This is a genomic window from Bacteroides sp. (assembly GCA_036351255.1).
GTDB lineage: Bacteria > Bacteroidota > Bacteroidia > Bacteroidales > UBA7960 > UBA7960.
The window spans coordinates 57503-75086 of the sequence record JAZBOS010000079.1; the positions used below are offsets into that span (position 1 = coordinate 57503).

Sequence of the window (17584 nt, forward strand, 5' to 3'; positions counted from 1 at the left end):
GTCATGCAAAGAAAATTCCAGGTACATATTCTAGGCTGCTCTGCGGCAACGCCCACCTCGCTGCGGCATACCACTGCACAGGTACTGGCTTACCATAACAAATACTTCCTGCTCGATTGCGGCGAAGGAGCCCAAATGCAACTCAGGCGCCTCAAGCTACCCATGATGAAGATCGAGCACATCTTTATTAGCCACCTCCACGGCGATCATTACCTGGGCCTGCCCGGACTGCTGTTCTCACTTCACCTCCTGGGCCGGAAAAAAGACCTGCACATCTATGCCCCGCCTGGCATCCGGCAAATTATTGAAATACAGTTTACCCATTCTGAACTCGTTCCGCAATACAATATCATCTATCACGACATTACCCGTGGCGAAACCCTGGTTTATGAAGACCGCTACCTGACGGTGGAAACCATGGAAATGACCCATCGCATTCCTTCCTTCGGCTTCCTATTTAGGGAAAAATCATTAAAGCGCAACCTGCGCAAGGAAAGCATCCTTCAATACGACATTCCCCGCGAACAGATGGATGCCATCAAGGATGGTGCTGACCTGCAATTGCCAGGCGGAGAAAAAATTCCCAACGAAAGGATCACGACCCGGCCTGACAAGCCCCGGGCCTATGCCTTTTGCAGCGATACATCCTATTCCGAGGCCTTCCTGCACCAGATCAAAGGCGTTGACCTGATGTACCACGAAGCCACCTTCCTCAAGGATAAGGCAGCCATTGCCGCTGAGAAAAACCATTCAACCACCCTGGAGGCAGCTACTTTGGCCAAGAAGGCTGGTGTGAAGCAGTTGTTGCTGGGCCATTATTCAGCCCGCTACAATGATTTGCAGATGTTTACCGATGAGGCCAGACAGGTTTTTCCCAAGACCCTGCTGGCAGAAGAAGGAAGGATTTTCCCGGTGGGCGAAGCCAGCGACTAAAACTGTACCCCAAGCTCGGACAAGCGTAACCTGATCTTGCGCTGCATATAGGCATCCTCAACCTGCCTGAGCAACTCCTGAAGCACTTCAACATCGTCCATATTATCTAGGGCTTTACGGCGAACTTCAAAATCAGGATCTGAAAGGAAAATTTCTTTCAGAACCTGCATATCCGAGATGCGGGTTACGGCTTGCCCCCGAACAAAATAATCCTGATCTTTAAAAGCAATGGACCGGATCACCTCCGGGTCATCAATTTGCTGGATTGCCAATGCCCTGACGTAATAATCGCTGTCAGTACGTGCAATATAGGTCAGCACCTCCTGGTCGGTGATCTTTTTCAGGGCATCCGAACGAACGTAAAAATCCTTATTGTTTCGGGCGATGCGTGCTAAAACCTGCTGATCGGTGATGGCCTGTACCGCGGCCGATTTAATGTCGCGGTCGGTAAGAGCTTCCACAAGGGCAGCCAGCACATCGTGGTCGCGAATCTTATGCAAAGCATCCTTGCAGATGTAATAATCGTCCTGGCTCTTCATGATGATGCCTGCAAGGATACTGGGGTCGGTGATGCCTTTCACGGCAGCCAGCCTGACATAATAATCAGGGTCGTTACAGGCGATCTTTACCAGCACCTGCTGGTCAGTGACTTTCTCAACAGCTGACTGCCGGACAAAAGATTCCTTATCGTTTTGCGCCACATGAATCAAAACAGCCTGATCTTCAAGCAACTGCACCGCCTCTGCCCTGCCCTGTATGTCAGGGGTCGACATGACCAGTTCAACCAGCTGGTGCTGCGTCAGATCCCGAAGTTGTTCCGCCCCGCCGATAGGTTTTTCCATCGCCTGAAGTTTTGGTAACTGCCTTGATGGGCTTGCTTGCTAATTTAAGGAATTTTCTGAGATCTTTCAAAAGCAAACGAAAAGGTTCTCTCTCAACCCCAATCCATTTTTATTCATTCATTTATCCATTCAATTTAAACAAGCAACTAATTGTAAATAAGAAAATTAAAAGAAAATTCTATTTATGTAAAAATTATTTTCATTCATACTAAAAAACTGACACCCCATTCCACCACGTTCGTACCATGCTCGTGTAATGATCGTGCCGGCTTCGTAAGGGGTTCGTCCTGACACGACCAGGGTAGGTCCATGGCAGGTCTTAACCAGGCAGTGAGCTCACTCCCTTCCCTGCAAAGATAAACCAAGGTTTGCCGGGGTATTAATAACAAGTAACTGTGTTGACTTTTTCGTAAGGATTTCTCCTGAAGCAATTTTCTATCCCCCAGGTAATGGAGAAGTAGAAATCCATCCCGTCCATTTCGTTGATGTTAAGCATCCCTCCCGGCTGTTCGGTACCAATGGTCAGGAAGCCCAGCCTCATGGATAAGCCCAGTCGGGGTTTTTGATAGTCGTAAAGGGTCACGGGCAATGCAACGGAGAACCAGCGGGTTTCATAACGGGGCACAATGCCTATTTGTGAAGGCCTCGAAACGCGATTACGCATCAGGGGCAAATCCTGCACCCAAAACAGGTAGGCAAAAAGATTATTGCCAAGGTTATAGTCGAACTGAAGACTGGCTGCGGTAGGCAGGTAAATCCAGTAGGGTTCCCCGTCGCGCAGGATGATCTCACCATAGTTGACATTGACTTCCAGGTCATCAATCAGCTGGTCCACATTATCAAAATTCTCCCAGCGGGGATCTGGCCAGGTTAGATTCAATTCAGAAAACTCAAACCGCCTGACATTTTCCTTCATTTTCAACCCGCCGATATCAAGTATGGAGAAGCCCAGGCGGTATCTGTACTCGGCTCCCTGCCCGCGGGGGATTGGACGGTTGTTCAACACTTCAAGGGCCATGGAGCTGTTCGAACTGAACGTAATGCCAAGATCAAAGGAAAACCCAGATCCTTTAACATAATTGTCAGCAGCGCCCTGCTCGTTGGTAAGATCGTCGAAAGGAAGCGAGCCCATGCCCGTTAAATTGAACCTGGAAAAGATTACATCCCTGTTTTCGTTGACTTCATATACCAGGTCCTCGGCTCTAAGGCTTAGGGCGTGGTAACCCATCAAATAACGGGCGGTAATGCCCGCAGCCCAGTTGTTGTCCTGGGTACTGGCAAAAGCAGTGGCATAACTCAGCCCGATCTCGGCCCAGCTCAGGGAAGATGCCGAAAAAGGATTGTTTTCCGAATACTGGATGTTTTGCTGAGGCGCATAATCCAAACCCTGGGTGTTGAAGTTCATCACGTGTCCGGGAACCTTTCGCAAGGAGGTTACACTCCGCAACCCATTCACAAAACCAATTGCGTGGCCCTGATATTTAAAAAGGAAGGAAGGTCCCTGCATTCGGGTATGCTGATAGCCATTCATAAGCCTGGTGTCCAGTCTTTCTTCAAGGTATTCTCCGGGTTGGGCAAAATACGTATCGCCCAGGTTCTTCAAATCCTTAAAAGAAAATACCCCTTTGGGAAAATAGAAATAATTATTCTGAAGGCTGAAATTCCCCGTCACCAGGCTTACGTCCACGCAATTGGGCGAATCTAATATGGCAGCAGGGTTGATCAGGCCGCGATTGATGCCGGCATAACGGTCAGATACCAGTCCGGCCATCTCCTGGGCACAGGCATTTCTTACCGGTAAAAAATAGCCTGCAATGAAGATGGACAGAATAACCAAAAAACTCTTCAGGTTGATCATGAATCGAAATTGGCCAAAACCACAAATCAGGTTTCAATATTTTGATGGAAACAAATACCGGGTCTTTATATAGAAAATTCAGGAACCCAATTTCTTGTAAAAACCACGTGAGACTTACATTGAAAACAAAAAAAATAAATAAATATTGTTTTTCATTAAATCAAAAGTCCTGATGTCCCCATTATTTCAAACCCTGCTCGTATTCAGCAATTTTCTCACGAATGATGTTGGCGCTTTGCTTCAGCAGCAGCCTTTCTTCCGGGTTAAGCCTTACAGGAAGTAATCCCATATCACCCTCTCCCCCGATCAAATGCGGCAAAGAGAGTGTTAAATTTTTTATGCCTTCAACCTCTTCCAGAAAAGTACTAACAGTAATTACCGCCCGGTTATCGCGGTTAATCACATCGACAAGTCTTGCAATGGCACCGCCTATGCCATAATAGGTTGATCCTTTTCCTTCAATGATCTTGTATGCCGCATTGCGAACCCCCTGGTCGATTTCATTTTTGATATGCTCATAAAATTTGATATTTCTTGAAGCAATGAAATCTCCGAGCGAAACCCCGCCAATATCAATATTCGACCAGACAAGCACTTCAGAGTCGCCATGCTCTCCCAGCACATAAGCATGCACATGCTGCGAATCAACCCCGGTAAGGTTGCCCAGAAGGGTCCTGAAGCGGGCTGTGTCGAGCGTAGTACCGGTGCCAATAATCCTTGAAGCGGGAATATTGAACTCCCTGCCAATATTCACACAAATATGTGTGATGACATCCACCGGGTTGGTGGCGATCAGGAAAATAGGCTGGGGATTATACTTCACCACCTTTGATATAATATCCCGCATAATAGAGGCGTTTCGCTGCATGAGGGCCATTCGTGTTTCGCCGGGCTTTTGGCTGGCGCCCGCCGCTATTACCACTATTTTTGCTCCGGCCAAATCTTCATAACCCCCGGCGAAAACATCCGTCGAATGCACAAAAGGAACGGCATGTTGAATATCCTGGGCTTCGGCAACCGCCCTTTTAGGATCAGCATCCACAAGAACAATATCACTGGCTGCCTTACGAAGCATGATTGCGTAGGCTGAGGTGGCTCCTACCATGCCACTGCCTATTATTCCAACTTTCATATTTTTAATTTTGTATTAAATTTTTCAAAACAGTCACGTTCATTACTATCAAGGGAAATTCCTGTAAGTATTTTTACCATGATAAAGAATTAACAATCACGAACCATAAATGTTCCTATTTTTGCTTTACCGAAACATAGGCAGAATAGAGATTATTAAGAAATAAAACACCATGCTTAAGCAGGATACCCTGAATTTTTACCGCGAACTCAGGCGCAACAACAACAAGGAATGGTTTGACAAGAACCGCAAATGGTATGAAGAGGTTAAAAAAGATTACCTGCGCTTCACAGGAGCATTGCTTGCCAGGATGCAGGCCGTGGATCCCGGTCTAGGCCACCTTTTGCCAAAGGATTGCGTGTTTCGCATCAACCGCGACATCCGTTTTTCAGCCGATAAAACGCCCTACAAGACACACCTGGGGATCTTTATGACTCCCGGGGGCCGCAGGCTGGAGTTCGCGGGTTATTATATTCATATTGATGAGGAAGGCGGCTCTTTCGCAGGCGGTGGCTGCTACAGGCCCCAGGCCGTTGTCCTGAAAAAGATCAGGCGCGAAATTGCCAACTTTTACGAAGACCTTGAGGAGATCATAAGTGCCAGGGCTTTCAAAAAAACCTACGGGGAATTTGACCGCGAAGAAGGGGTTGTGCTCAGCCGTCCGCCCAAAGGCTTCGATGCCGATCACCCCGCCATCGAATTCCTCAAATTTAAAAGCTTTACCGCTACCCGCGACATCGACGCCAAGCTCCTTACCGACCCCAAAGGCTTGGACACCGTGGTGGACATCCTCAAAGACCTCAGGCCCCTGAATGACTTCCTGAACCGGGCGATCAGAACGGAGGGGTAGTCTGATTGGTAAGTTGATGTTTGTATTATTTTTTTTGTTCCCGGGCATTTTCAGCAAGGTTAAAGCCCCCGATGGACGCCTTTTCCTGGCCCCCAGGCTAAAGCCTGGGGTAAATAAGTGTCTTGATTTCAGAGCTTATTTATAACCCCAGCCTTAAAGTTGGGGTTAAATGCCAGGACTATCCCAAGGGCTTTAGCCCTGCATACGAAAAGTATTTATCTCGCTAAAAGCTTCCTGAAGAATTCCCCTTCAGTTGTAATTATCCTGATGAGATACACTCCTGAACCCCAATGGTTTTCTATCCGGGCTTCGAAAGCATTGGGACTTTCTTTCCATAATACCTTTCCGCGAACATCGATAATGGTAATTTCTTTTATGAGGCTTGACGAGCGCAGGCAGAAGTCGTCCTGGGCAGGATTAGGAAAGAGTAGCAGATGTATGCCTTCTGACTCGTCCACCAGACTGCTGCCATCAAAGTTGGCCGTGAGGATCAGGCTATTGCGAGGCATTTTGAATTGGTATTCTGCTTCTGCACTTACCACTTCCTGGTCTGCATCAGTCCAGTTAATAAATTCATAGCCCTCTTCAGGTGCAGCGGTGATTTGAACAAAGGCATTTGGTATAAAAGAAGCTGCACCCGTCACATTACCAGAATTTTCAGGTTGTACCAACAAGTCAAGGGCATACACTTCAACTTCTGAGCCAGGTAAGGCTCCCCAAGCTTCTTCGAGGGTCAAATCCTCCGTAAGAACGATTTCCCTGTTGGGGTTACCCTCCCATTCTCCTCCCTCCCAGCCTTCATTGAGGAAGTACTTGTACTCATAGGTTCCGGCTTCAAGCTCAAGGGTTTTGGTGAATACGAATGACTCATCTACGCGGGTCATGGTTTGAAGCTCGGGTTCGTCGCCGGGGATGGCCCACTCGAAAAAACTTCCTGTAAGGAAAAAAACATCCAGATCAGGATTGAAATAATCCTCCAAACCTGTCAAAATCAAGTTAAAGGTAACATCAAATGTTTCGGGGCCTTCGGCCGGAGTCAGGCTTGTGGAGCCCAGTTCTACATAATCGCCACTGGTGCCATTGTTCCCATCGGCAGCGTTGATTACATAGTAGAAAGTAATATTACCAACATCTGAGGCGGGTGCAGTCCATTCAAACTCCCACTCTTTAAGGTTACTGGCATTTTTGTGTCCTACATACTGACGGCTATTGCTGGTCACCACATAAGACGTGTTATCAGCATTCAGAACAGTAAAATCACCGGCAGGCTGATCGTTGGCATCAAGCGCTGTCATTGAAAACCCGAAGCGGGCGGCATTAAAGTCTGCGGAAAAAGCAATGGTATAAGTTTCGCTTGGGGTGTACGCTGTGACAGGTTCCTCGCCCATTTCAAAGATTATTTGCCCTGAATAGGAACCACCCGAATGACAATCCCCACAACTTCCTTCGCCTGGCGCACCGGTGCGGCCAGTGGGCGCCTGGCTGCTGCTTTTATTGCCACTAACTGACGTCAGCGAGATAAACAGAATGCTGGAAAAAAATAAAAAAGCAATGGTAAGTTTTGTCTTCATATCTGCTATGGTTTTGTGAAAATGCTTTTGAGAAAACCCGGTTACCCGTGTCCAGTTTCCGGGATTTTTAAACAAATATATAAAACAATCGGGGTGAATCTGACCCTAGGGGCTTAAACATATTAAGACTAAATAAGAGAATTAAGGCTGTGTTTCCGGTTTTTCTTACAAACCTGAAATAAGCATTCAACTGCGGAGCAATCGCTAGCTTGGCTGAGCATGTCAGAGATTTTACCCGTCAAAGGAGAGCAATAAGGTTCTGGACTTACCAGCGTATCGGAAAAACAGGCACATAAACAATTGTGATTTTGGATCCTCAAACTTTGCAGAATGTCAATAAAAATCTGACAGTTTTGGAATTCGGAAAAAGCAGTCGTAAAAGAAACCATTTTTAATGCTTGCATTTGACTCGCAGAAATGCACGCCTCCCACCCATTCTCACCCCATTTTTTGTTACCTTTGCAAGGTTTTTTTGCAAATAATCGAAAGAATCCCGGACAATATGGAAATTCCCAAGCAATATTCGCCCAAAGGGGCTGAGGACAAGTGGTATGCATGGTGGCTCGAGCAGGGCTATTTCAAGTCGGTTCCCGATGAGCGTGAGCCCTTCACCATTGTGATCCCCCCGCCCAATGTTACGGGAGTGCTTCATATGGGCCATATGCTCAACAATACCATACAGGACATCCTGGTTCGCCGCGCGCGGATGCAGGGCTTCAACGCCTGCTGGCTGCCCGGCACCGATCACGCCTCCATCGCCACCGAAGCCAAGGTGGTGGCCAAGCTCAGGGAAGAAGGCATAAATAAACAAGACCTTAGCCGAGAAGACTTCCTGAAGCACGCCTGGGAATGGAAGGAAAAGCACGGGGGCATCATCCTCGAACAGCTCAAGAAACTGGGGGCCTCCTGCGACTGGGACCGTACGGCATTTACAATGGATGAAAAGCTTTCTGAATCTGTCATCCGGGTTTTTGTCGATCTGTACAACAAGGGCCTGATCTATCGCGGCGTCCGGATGGTCAACTGGGACCCCAAGGCCCTGACCGCCCTCTCGGATGAGGAGGTGATCTACAAGGAGCTGCAGTCGAAGTTCTATTTCCTGCGCTATCGTATTGAAGGCACCGAGGATGAATACGTGACGATTGCCACCACCCGCCCCGAGACCATCCTGGGCGATACGGGCATCTGCGTCCACCCTGAAGACCCCCGCTACCAGCACCTGAAAGGCAAGCGTGCACTGGTGCCCCTCATCAACCGCTCCATTCCCTTCATCTTTGATGAATACGTGGATCGTGAATTCGGCACTGGCGCCCTCAAGGTGACCCCCGCCCACGACATCAACGACTACAACCTGGGCATCAAGCACAACCTGCCCAGCATTGATATTTTCAATCCCAACGGCACCCTCAACGAAAGCGCCGAGATCTACATTGGCGAAGACCGTTTTGTGGTGAAGGAAAAGATTGCCAGGGAACTGGAAGCCCGGGGCCACCTGGTAAAGGTTGAGAACATCACTAACAACGTAGGCTTTTCAGAGCGTACCGATGAGGTGATCGAACCCAAGCTTTCGCTGCAGTGGTTCCTGAAGATGGAAGAGATGGCCAAGCCGGCACTGGAGGTGGTGATGAACGACACCATCCATTTCCATCCCGCCAAGTTCAAGAACATCTACAGGCACTGGATGGAGAATGTCCGCGACTGGTGCATCAGCCGGCAACTCTGGTGGGGCCACAGGATCCCCGCCTGGTATTTGCCTGATGGCAAGATCGTGGTAGCCCACAATGCGGAAGAAGCCCTCGAAAAGGCCCGCAGGGAGCATGATCTCAACTTACAGGCCGCTGATCTGAGGCAGGATGAAGATGTTCTGGACACCTGGTTCAGCTCCTGGCTCTGGCCCATTTCGGTTTTCGATGGCATCAACCACCCTGACAATCCCGATATCAAATACTACTACCCCACCAACGACCTGGTCACCGCTCCCGAGATCCTCTTTTTCTGGGTGGCACGGATGATCATGGCAGGTCTGGAATACCGCCAGGATATTCCCTTTAAGAATGTTTACCTGACGGGAATCGTACGCGACAAGCTTGGGCGCAAGATGTCGAAATCACTGGGTAACTCGCCTGACCCCATCGAGCTGATGGAACACTACGGCGCCGATGGCGTCCGCGTTGGGATGCTGTTCTCCTCCCCCGCCGGCAATGACCTGCTTTTCGATGAGGCCTTGTGCGAACAGGGACGCAACTTCTCAAACAAGATCTGGAATGCCTTCCGCCTGACCCAAAGCTGGGAGATTGACCCCAATATCCCCCAGCCCGAAACAGCCAGGGTGGCCATCAAATGGTTCCACGCCAACGTGAACAAACATATCAAAACTATCAACGACCACCTGAACAAGTTCCGCATTGCAGATGCCCTGCTGAGCATCTACAAACTGATCTGGGACGATTTCTGCTCGTGGTACCTTGAGATGGTCAAGCCTGCTTACCAGAAACCCATTGACGCGAAGACCTACGAAGCGACCATTGTATTCTTCGATGAGCTGCTGCGCCTGCTGCATCCCTATATGCCCTTCATCAGCGAAGAGATTTACCAGCGCCTGCGCAAGGACAGCGATCCCAAAAGCATCGTGATTGCAGCTTTCCCTAAAGGCGGGCACTTTAAGAAAGAGATCCTTGCCGGTTTTGACTTTGCCGAAGAGGTCATTATGGCCATCCGCAACTTCCGCCAGGAGAAAAACATCCCCAACAAGGAAGCCCTGGAGCTTTACATCAAAAAGAACCACGACGAACAGCCCGACACCACTTTCGACAGTACCGTGATGAAGCTTTGTAACTTAAGCAAACTGGCCTATACGGAAGAGAAGCCCGAGGATGTATTCACCCTGATCCTGAAAAGTACCGAGTTTTATATCCCGCTTTCGCAAAACGTGGACATCGAAGCAGAGATTGAAAAACTGGAAGCCGACCTGAAATACCAGCAGGGCTTCCTTGCCACGGTAGAGAAAAAACTCTCAAACGAACGCTTTGTAAGCGGCGCCCCCGAACAGGTGGTGGCCGTTGAACGACAGAAAAAGGCCGATGCCCTGGCACGCATCAGTGTGATTGAAGCCCAGCTGAAAAACCTGAAAAAAAATTAATCAGCTGGCCTTTCTTTCAGTAATGAAGGAATGGTTTTTGTGGTAATAAACGCATAATTTTTTAATAAAAAAGAAGAACATGAAGAAAACCACCCTTTTCATACTGCTGGCCCTGGTCATCGGCGCCACCTCATGCAAGTCGAAGCGGATGCTGCCTGTCACCGAACGTGCTGAACCTGATATCCCCGTAAGGGAAGAGCGCTTCACCTTTACCCGGGAAGCCGACCGCGTCAGCCAGCAGAACAACACCTTTTTTGTGATCATGGGCAGTTTCCAAAGCAGGGAAAACGCCGATCGTTTCTCTGAAACCCTTCGTGAACTTGGATTCAGCCCTTCCATCCTGCTTTCAGAAACCGGCTTTCACCGCGCATCGGTAAATTCTTTCCTCAGTGAAGACAATGCCCGTTCAAGGGTGCTGCAAATCCGCGAAGAATTCCCCGATTATGCAGACACCTGGCTGCTGATTAAAAAAGACGATTAAGACTGCCTGGTAATTACATCTAATAAAATTCTCAGAGGCTGCCTTATATTTTCAGGGCAGCCTTATTTTTTTCCCTTCCCAGAAAAATCAGGGGAACACAAGGAAAAAAATGCTCTGTGCTTTTCCCAGCCAGGTATTTTTTTCTCAACGTAAGGAAGCTGATGTCTCTCAGGGCTGATCTCGTTTCATACATTCCTCGTACCTGGCTCATATTTAAACCGTAGTTAATACGGAGTTTAACCGTTTTAAATTGGTTAAACACCGGTTAAACTCCGGTTAAACTTCGAACCAGGTATGGCCCTGTAAGCGCCCGGATTTCATTTTGATTTTCGGGAGAGGATCACTGAAGGGAACGAAAAGATGAATCGAAAATGGCTCGGGAAAGGCTACAGAAAACTGCTGGAATGGTTGTCTGACAAATGTTTGGGCAATGAACAGCCTGTAATAAAACAAGCGGCCGGAAAACTTATTCCAGCCGCTTGATAAATTGTTTCCATTCATTCATGAAAACGATCAGCCTAAATTTATCAGCCTGATGGTCCTGATTCCATTCGGGTGGGAAACCCGGATGAGGAAAACACCCTGCTGCATGCGCGAATTCAGGGCGGGCAGTTCAATATGGCTGGTGCCTGCTTCAAGCATTCCCTCATACAGGACATCAATCCGGGCGCCGGAAAGGTCGAAAAGCTCAACACTCACCCTGCCGGCGGCAATTAGGTTTATCTCGAGCAGGGTATGTTCCCTGACAGGATTGGGATACAGGCGCGCACTGAAGCCTTCTGCCTGGAGGTCACCGGTGGAGACGTTGGAATAGCCCGAGCCGATGAGCGGGATCAGCACATCATCATTGTTGAGGGCATTGGAGACAAAGCCCAATGTGGCCTCGGAAGTGCCAACTGCCGAAGGTGTAAAGACAATATCAAGGGCAAAGTCCGCCCCTGCTTCAAGGGTCAGCGGGAAGGTTTCTGAGGTGGAGAAAACATTGTCAGTAAAGCTGAGGCCCGTGATCTCGAGGGCTGCATTGCCATTATTTTTCATATTCAGGCTCAGGGTAGCCGACTCCCCGAGCAGCACCTGCCCGAAGTTCAAACTGCTTGTGATGGGGAGCAGGACGGCTGCTTCAAGGATAGCATTCCCTGCAAGGGAGATGCTTACTTCCGTCAGGTTGGGGTCATTGGTGCTGAAATTAGCCTGGCCAGTAAAATCCCCTTCCTCCTCTGAGATGAAATAAAGGGGCACCACCTGGGACGCCCCGGGCGCAATCTCGTAGGCACTGCGTGTGGGGATGTCAAGGAAAAACACAGGATCACCTGTAAACCCTTCAAAATTTACTGTCAGCAATTGGTTGCCTGTATTCGAAATGGTCAGTTCCTGTTCATCTTCGGCTCCCAGTGGCGTGGGGCCAAAAGTCAGGGAAAGGGGATCAAAAACGGCAACAGGCCCATCGAGCGGGGCAAAGACCAGCTCAGCACGGATGTTCTCAATCATCTCAAGCTGGATGGTTTCCAGGGTAATGCTTTCTCCATCAATGATCCATTCAACAAAATTTGCGTTTGAGGCAGGTAGGGCCTGAATGGTGATCTCTTGCCCGAAGGCGAATACATATGGGTTGGTTCCACTGAGCGGGGTGCCGCTAAGGTCGAAATCGCCTTCCCCCGTTATGTCAACAAAAAGCCTGCGGCTGTATGGTTCGCAACTGATGGCTGCAGCCCAACCGGGTTCAGTCTGACTAAAGTCGGAATGGAACTGAAAGGTGAGCGCCCCGGTGGCATGCGAACTGGTTACAACGCCCGGTGAGTTGGTGCCACAATAGGTGCCAATCAGCGGGGCATCAGTATTGGGGCCATCAAAGATCTTCAGCCAGTCGTAGTTGCAGCTGCTGTGTGATTCCAGGGCGAATTGCGAGAAGGTGAACTTAAGCCTGTCACCTTGGGTAGCCGGCACAAAAGCCATCGTATAATCCTGGTTGTTGCTGTACTGCCCTGTGGGACCGCCCGGATCGTAAAAGTTACCTCCGCAGGTAGCCACGGTGGCATTGCTCATATTGTGGTTCTGGCCCTGGGAAACGGGCAGGACATTGATGAAGCCCTGCTTGTTGCGGGTATCGGTATCTTCGCCGTCGCTCACCGTAAGGCTTACCGTGTATGAGCCGGCCTCAGCAAAAATAATATTCTTCGGGTTTTGCTGATCAGATTGTGCCGGTTCGCCCCCCTCAAAGGTCCATTCCCAGGAGATCAGGTCACCCAGGGAGTTATCCGCAAAGTCAACATAGCCTCCCTGGGGGATGGCCATGGGTTCGGCGGTAAAGTCGGCATAGATGGAGCCGCCCAGTTCAATGTCGAGCACTACGGTTTGGTAGTTCTGAACCTGGACACTGCTGATTTCCAAAGGAGGATAGCCGTCAGCAGTCACTTTCAGGTCATAGGTGCCTGCCAGGATGGGCCTGTGGAAGTTGCCGGTGGGCAGGGAGGTAAATACTTCTGAGTTGTTTTTATCGTGGTTCAACACTTCAATTTGGGCTTCAAGGGGTTCACCGGTTTCAGCATCTTTTACGGTGCCCCTGATGCCATAAAGCGCCTGGCGCATATAGTTCAGGTATGAACGGTGTAAATAGTCCCAGTGGGCAGGGAGCTGGGCTGCAGGCAGGAGTTTGGTGTCACTGATTTCCAGGGTTACCTCACGGCCATGGGCATAATAGGTTAAATAGTCCTGCCGGGTTCCATAGGCCACGTACCAGTCGCCACCATGGGTTACACCATTGTCCTCGGCAGTCATATACCCTGAGGGACTAAAATATTGTGCAGTATCAGCAAATTCGCGGGATACCATAAACCACCATTCATGGTCGGCATGGCGATTGGCTGGATTGCCGCTGGTCCAGGTGTCAAAGGGAAAGTTTACCAGTTCAATGCCCCCGTGGTTGTTGGCAGACATGACAAAGCCCATCGTATCGACAAAGGCCGTCATCGCCTGGGTTTCGGGCTGAATAGGACCAGTGCTGGATATGGGGTTGGGATAATTCCGGTTCAGGTCATATCCATTGGCATTGTAGCGGGTGGCCCCGCTTACTGAGCTGTTGTTGTTGGTATAGGTCCCATCGGGATTTTCATTGGGGCATATCCAGATCTCCATATTGTTGAGGAGATAAGCTATATCGTCGTTGGAAGCGTAATTATTAAGCAAATAATGGATCAGCCTTAGCATCATAATGAAACCGGTGGTTTCGTCGCCGTGAATGGTGGAGGTATACATAAACCGCGGTTCATTCTCGCGCTGGCTCACATTGGCTGAGATTTTGGCAAATAACAGGCTTCTCCCGTCCACCGTGGTCCCAATGTTGTGGATCTCGCATAGCTCGGGGAAGTCAGCCTGGAATGAATTCATAAGGCTCAAGTAGGCCTCATAGGTAGGAGAGAAATCCCAGGTGTCGACCAGGTCTTTGGCCTGGATCTCCTCCCAGGTTCTCATATTCAGGTCCACCTTTGCATCGCCGGGATGCGGCAAAACCTGGTAATCAAGGTTCAAGGCCAGGAACTGTTCAAACTCAATGGCATTGGCATAAGCATAAACGGTATTGTCGCGAAGGTTGTCGACACTAACCAGGTTAAAGACCTCGGCGAACACTTTCCCTTCAGGGATGGTGAAGGAGAAATAGACTTCCCCTTTTTGCAAAAGAAAATCCTGGGCTGTTTTTTCTTCAGGGAGCTGGGCCATCAGGCCAAAACCAAGAAAAAACAGCACGGTAACCAATGAAAACTTTTTCAAAACTTAGAATTAAAGAATGAGAATTAGGTTAACTGGTAAGAAAAGTATAAATCCTTAAAATTTTTCCAAAAGCTGGGCCATATGGTTTTGAAGCGCTTTGCTAACTTTCACCAGAGGCAGCCTGACCACATTTTTGCAATAGCCCTGTACTTCGAGAAGCGCCTTAACCCCTGAAGGACTTCCCTCGGCATAAATACTATCGATAATATCCATAAGCTTAAAGCTGATCTCGCGGGCCTTTTCAAATTCATTGTTCAGGCAAAGATTAACCATGGCGGAGAACTCGGCAGGCAAGGCATTGGCTATGACCGAAATGACCCCATCGCCACCCAGTGACATAAAAGGTAAAGCCGCCACATCATCTCCTGAAATGACCAAAAAGTCTTTTGGTTTGTCCTTTATGATCCTGGCACATTGCACCAGGTCGCGCGAAGCTTCCTTCACGGCAATAATGTTTGGTACCTCATGTGCCAGGCGAAGGGTCGTATCAGCAGTAATGTTGGAGCCGGTGCGGGAAGGAACATTGTAAACGATAACAGGAACGTGGCTTACGCTTGCAATGGTTTTATAATGCAGAAAAATACCCTTTTGCTGGGGTTTGTTATAATAGGGGCTCACGGAAAGAATGGCGTCGATCCCATCAAAATCCGTTTTCTTTATGGTATTAACAATTTCCTGGGTATTATTGCCGCCCATGCCAATCACCACTGGGACCCTTCCATTAACGATCTCCACAGCCATATTGATGACAGCATTGCGCTCATCATGGTTCAGGGTCACCGATTCGCCTGTCGTCCCCATAAATACCAAATAATTGATGCCGTTTTTGATCTGGTATTCAATCAGCCCTTCGAAAGCTTTAAAATCAATGGTCCCTTCCTTGTGAAAAGGGGTAACAATGGCGGTTCCGGTTCCGCGGAGTTTATTGTCCATTTTGGGCTGGTTTAATAATTTTCAAATAATGCAACATGTGTTCAATTAATTCCTTAATACTTGCTAAAGGTTTTTCGCTGATCATCAGGTCGTACACTTCCAGGTATTCCTCATGATAAGGTCCGGCTTTGTAGGTCGCATCAGAAAGCCCCATGATGAATTTCATCAGGAATAAATCTTCAGGGCTCAAGTCAATCAGCAAATCAAATTTTGAGTGGATGAAGTTTTGCAACTGGGGGCTTTTGAGTTTTAACCTCCAGGAGAAGTCACTTGAATGACAAAAGGAAAGGTTAAGCTGGGCCATGGTATATTCGGGCATTTTATTCTCCCTCACAAAGCCCAGGGCATGTACTGTTTTCCCTTGCTGCTCAAGGTCTTTTACCAGCCTGACCACTTCCCTGTAATGTTTTTCCTGGCTGCAATCGTAAAGAATACCGATCTTTCGGGTAGCATCAAAGCCAACCACTTTCTTCTTCCGGGATACCTTCTTTAATTCCCGGCCAAAAAAATAGCTTCGGATGCTTTTTTGTATTTTCTTAAATATTCCCATACCCAAAGGAGAGAAAGGTGTTAAGTGCAACAGGGAACAGCCTTGTGGCAAAAATAGTCATCAAAAGTATGAAGTATTTGCTTCAAAAAAAACATGAAGTCTCAAAAAGCCAGGAGACTTATTGTTCAGCGCGTTACTTTTTCCAGACGTTTACGATCTCACCAATATAAAAGCGGTGATAGTCCTTTTTTGGGTAAATCTTTTCCAGTTCAAAGGCCTGGAAAAGCTCCGGCTTGATGTCGTCGTAGTATAACTTCCGGCATTCAAGCACCAGTTTCGCTTCCTCAAAGCTAACATTCCCCAGGGGCGTTGTTATGGGCGTGAGCCCTTCGATGGCCATTTTGTTCATATCGCGGCCAGAAACTGTCCCGCAAAGGTTCAATAGCTCACGATGTTCTTCCTCAAAAAAGCTCAGGGTATAAAAAGCGTTGTTTTCAGCATATTCAAAGGTGTAACGGTTGGGCCTGATAAAGGCCACTGCCACGGATTTCCGCCACAAAACCCCGGCGAATCCCCAGCTTGCGGTCATCATATTATAGTTTTCAGGCTTCCCGGCACAGACCAGCATCCAGTCGGAACCAATCAATTTGAACAGATTGTCCTCAATGGCTTCAGGTTTAATTTTCTTGAAAAGTTTCTCCATAGCTTGTATTATTTCGGCGCGCAATTTACGAAAAAAGCCCGAGCAGGCAATCTTTCTGCAGACAAAAAGCAAGCCCCAAGGGTATTGAAAAACCTTATCTTTGTTTTACAAAATATCCATAAGCAATGGAAATAACGGTATTGGGCACAGGCACTTCACAAGGCGTACCCGTGGTGGCCTGCAATTGCCCCGTTTGTAAAAGCATGGACACTAAGGATAAACGCCTGAGGACTTCTGTGCTTCTAAAGAAAGGAGAAAGCTGTTTTGTAATAGATGCAGGACCAGATTTCCGCCAGCAAATGTTACGTGAAAATGTGGAAAAGCTGGATGGGGTCGTCATTACCCACAGCCACAAAGACCATATCGGTGGGCTGGATGATGTAAGGGCATTCAACTGGGTTCAGAAAAAACCCATGGATGTTTATGCCAGTCACCAGGTATTGCGGGTCGTGGAAAAGGAATTTTCGTATGCCTTTGAGGAAGACAAATATCCGGGGGTTCCGCAAATCAACCTCCACCCCATCGACAGCCAGCCCTTCTTTATTCATGACCTAAAAGTCATTCCCATAAAGGCCTTGCACTTTAAAATGCCCGTCCTTGGTTTCAGGATAGGGGATTTTTCCTATCTGACTGATGCCAATGCTATTGCACCCGAAGAGCTGGATAAGATGAGGGGTTCCAGATTTGTTATTATCAATGCTTTAAGAAAAGAAAAGCACATCTCGCACTTTAACCTGGAAGAGGCCATTGCCATCCTTCAGGAGTTGGCTCCCCAAAGAGGCTACCTCACCCACATCAGCCATCAAATGGGCTTACACAAAGACATTGAAAAAGAATTGCCAGCGCATATCCACCTGGCTTATGATGGGCTGAAGATCAGGGTTTGA

General features: G+C 48.4%; 13 protein-coding genes. 5 read left to right on the plus strand and 8 right to left on the minus strand.

Features of this window, described 5'->3' with window-relative positions:
* The first annotated feature begins 3 nt into the window (after window positions 1–3).
* The gene (locus V2I46_07475; protein ID MEE4177332.1) at window positions 4–933 is read left to right on the plus strand and encodes a ribonuclease Z; all 930 of its coding nucleotides are present in this window, start codon (window positions 4–6) and stop codon (window positions 931–933) included.
* On the opposite strand, the gene V2I46_07480 is transcribed toward V2I46_07475, so the two are convergent.
* The 3 genes from V2I46_07480 to V2I46_07490 form a co-directional block, all read right to left on the minus strand.
* Window positions 930–1775 (minus strand): hypothetical protein, encoded by an 846-nt coding sequence (locus V2I46_07480; protein ID MEE4177333.1) that lies wholly within the window; start codon window positions 1773–1775, stop codon window positions 930–932. The genes V2I46_07475 and V2I46_07480 overlap by 4 nt on opposite strands.
* 379 nt (window positions 1776–2154) lie before the next feature.
* Window positions 2155–3633, minus strand: a complete 1479-nt coding sequence (locus V2I46_07485; protein ID MEE4177334.1) for a DUF5723 family protein — start codon at window positions 3631–3633, stop codon at window positions 2155–2157.
* A gap of 181 nt (window positions 3634–3814) precedes the next feature.
* Window positions 3815–4765, minus strand: a complete 951-nt coding sequence (locus V2I46_07490; protein MEE4177335.1) for an L-lactate dehydrogenase — start codon at window positions 4763–4765, stop codon at window positions 3815–3817.
* A gap of 172 nt (window positions 4766–4937) precedes the next feature.
* Between V2I46_07490 and V2I46_07495 the strand changes: the two genes are divergently transcribed.
* Window positions 4938–5615, plus strand: a complete 678-nt coding sequence (locus V2I46_07495; GenBank protein MEE4177336.1) for a DUF2461 domain-containing protein — start codon at window positions 4938–4940, stop codon at window positions 5613–5615.
* A gap of 215 nt (window positions 5616–5830) precedes the next feature.
* Here the strand turns inward: V2I46_07495 and V2I46_07500 are convergent, their stop codons facing one another.
* Window positions 5831–7186: a choice-of-anchor V domain-containing protein gene (locus V2I46_07500; protein ID MEE4177337.1), complete on the minus strand. Its 1356-nt coding sequence runs from the start codon at window positions 7184–7186 to the stop codon at window positions 5831–5833.
* 502 nt (window positions 7187–7688) lie between these two features.
* Between V2I46_07500 and V2I46_07505 the strand changes: the two genes are divergently transcribed.
* Entirely contained in the window at window positions 7689–10325 is a 2637-nt protein-coding gene (locus tag V2I46_07505) for a valine--tRNA ligase (protein MEE4177338.1), read from the plus strand.
* A gap of 79 nt (window positions 10326–10404) precedes the next feature.
* Window positions 10405–10806, plus strand: coding sequence for an SPOR domain-containing protein (locus tag V2I46_07510; GenBank protein ID MEE4177339.1), 402 nt, complete (start codon window positions 10405–10407; stop codon window positions 10804–10806).
* A 513-nt stretch (window positions 10807–11319) separates the two neighbouring features.
* Here V2I46_07510 and V2I46_07515 read toward each other — a convergent pair.
* From V2I46_07515 to V2I46_07530, 4 genes are all read right to left on the minus strand, one after another.
* Window positions 11320–14571 carry a M14 family zinc carboxypeptidase gene (locus V2I46_07515; protein ID MEE4177340.1) on the minus strand — a complete coding sequence of 1084 codons (3252 nt, stop codon included), beginning with the start codon at window positions 14569–14571 and terminating at the stop codon, window positions 11320–11322.
* A 54-nt stretch (window positions 14572–14625) separates the two neighbouring features.
* A complete protein-coding gene (gene dapA / locus V2I46_07520) occupies window positions 14626–15504 on the minus strand; it encodes a 4-hydroxy-tetrahydrodipicolinate synthase (GenBank protein ID MEE4177341.1) in 879 nt (292 codons plus the stop codon).
* Entirely contained in the window at window positions 15494–16084 is a 591-nt protein-coding gene (locus V2I46_07525; protein ID MEE4177342.1) for a hypothetical protein, read from the minus strand. The genes dapA and V2I46_07525 overlap by 11 nt, the downstream gene beginning before the upstream one ends.
* 103 nt (window positions 16085–16187) lie before the next feature.
* The gene (locus tag V2I46_07530; GenBank protein MEE4177343.1) at window positions 16188–16697 is read right to left on the minus strand and encodes a flavin reductase; all 510 of its coding nucleotides are present in this window, start codon (window positions 16695–16697) and stop codon (window positions 16188–16190) included.
* A gap of 125 nt (window positions 16698–16822) precedes the next feature.
* Between V2I46_07530 and V2I46_07535 the strand changes: the two genes are divergently transcribed.
* On the plus strand, window positions 16823–17584 hold the full coding sequence (locus V2I46_07535) for an MBL fold metallo-hydrolase (GenBank protein MEE4177344.1): 762 nt from the start codon (window positions 16823–16825) through the stop codon (window positions 17582–17584).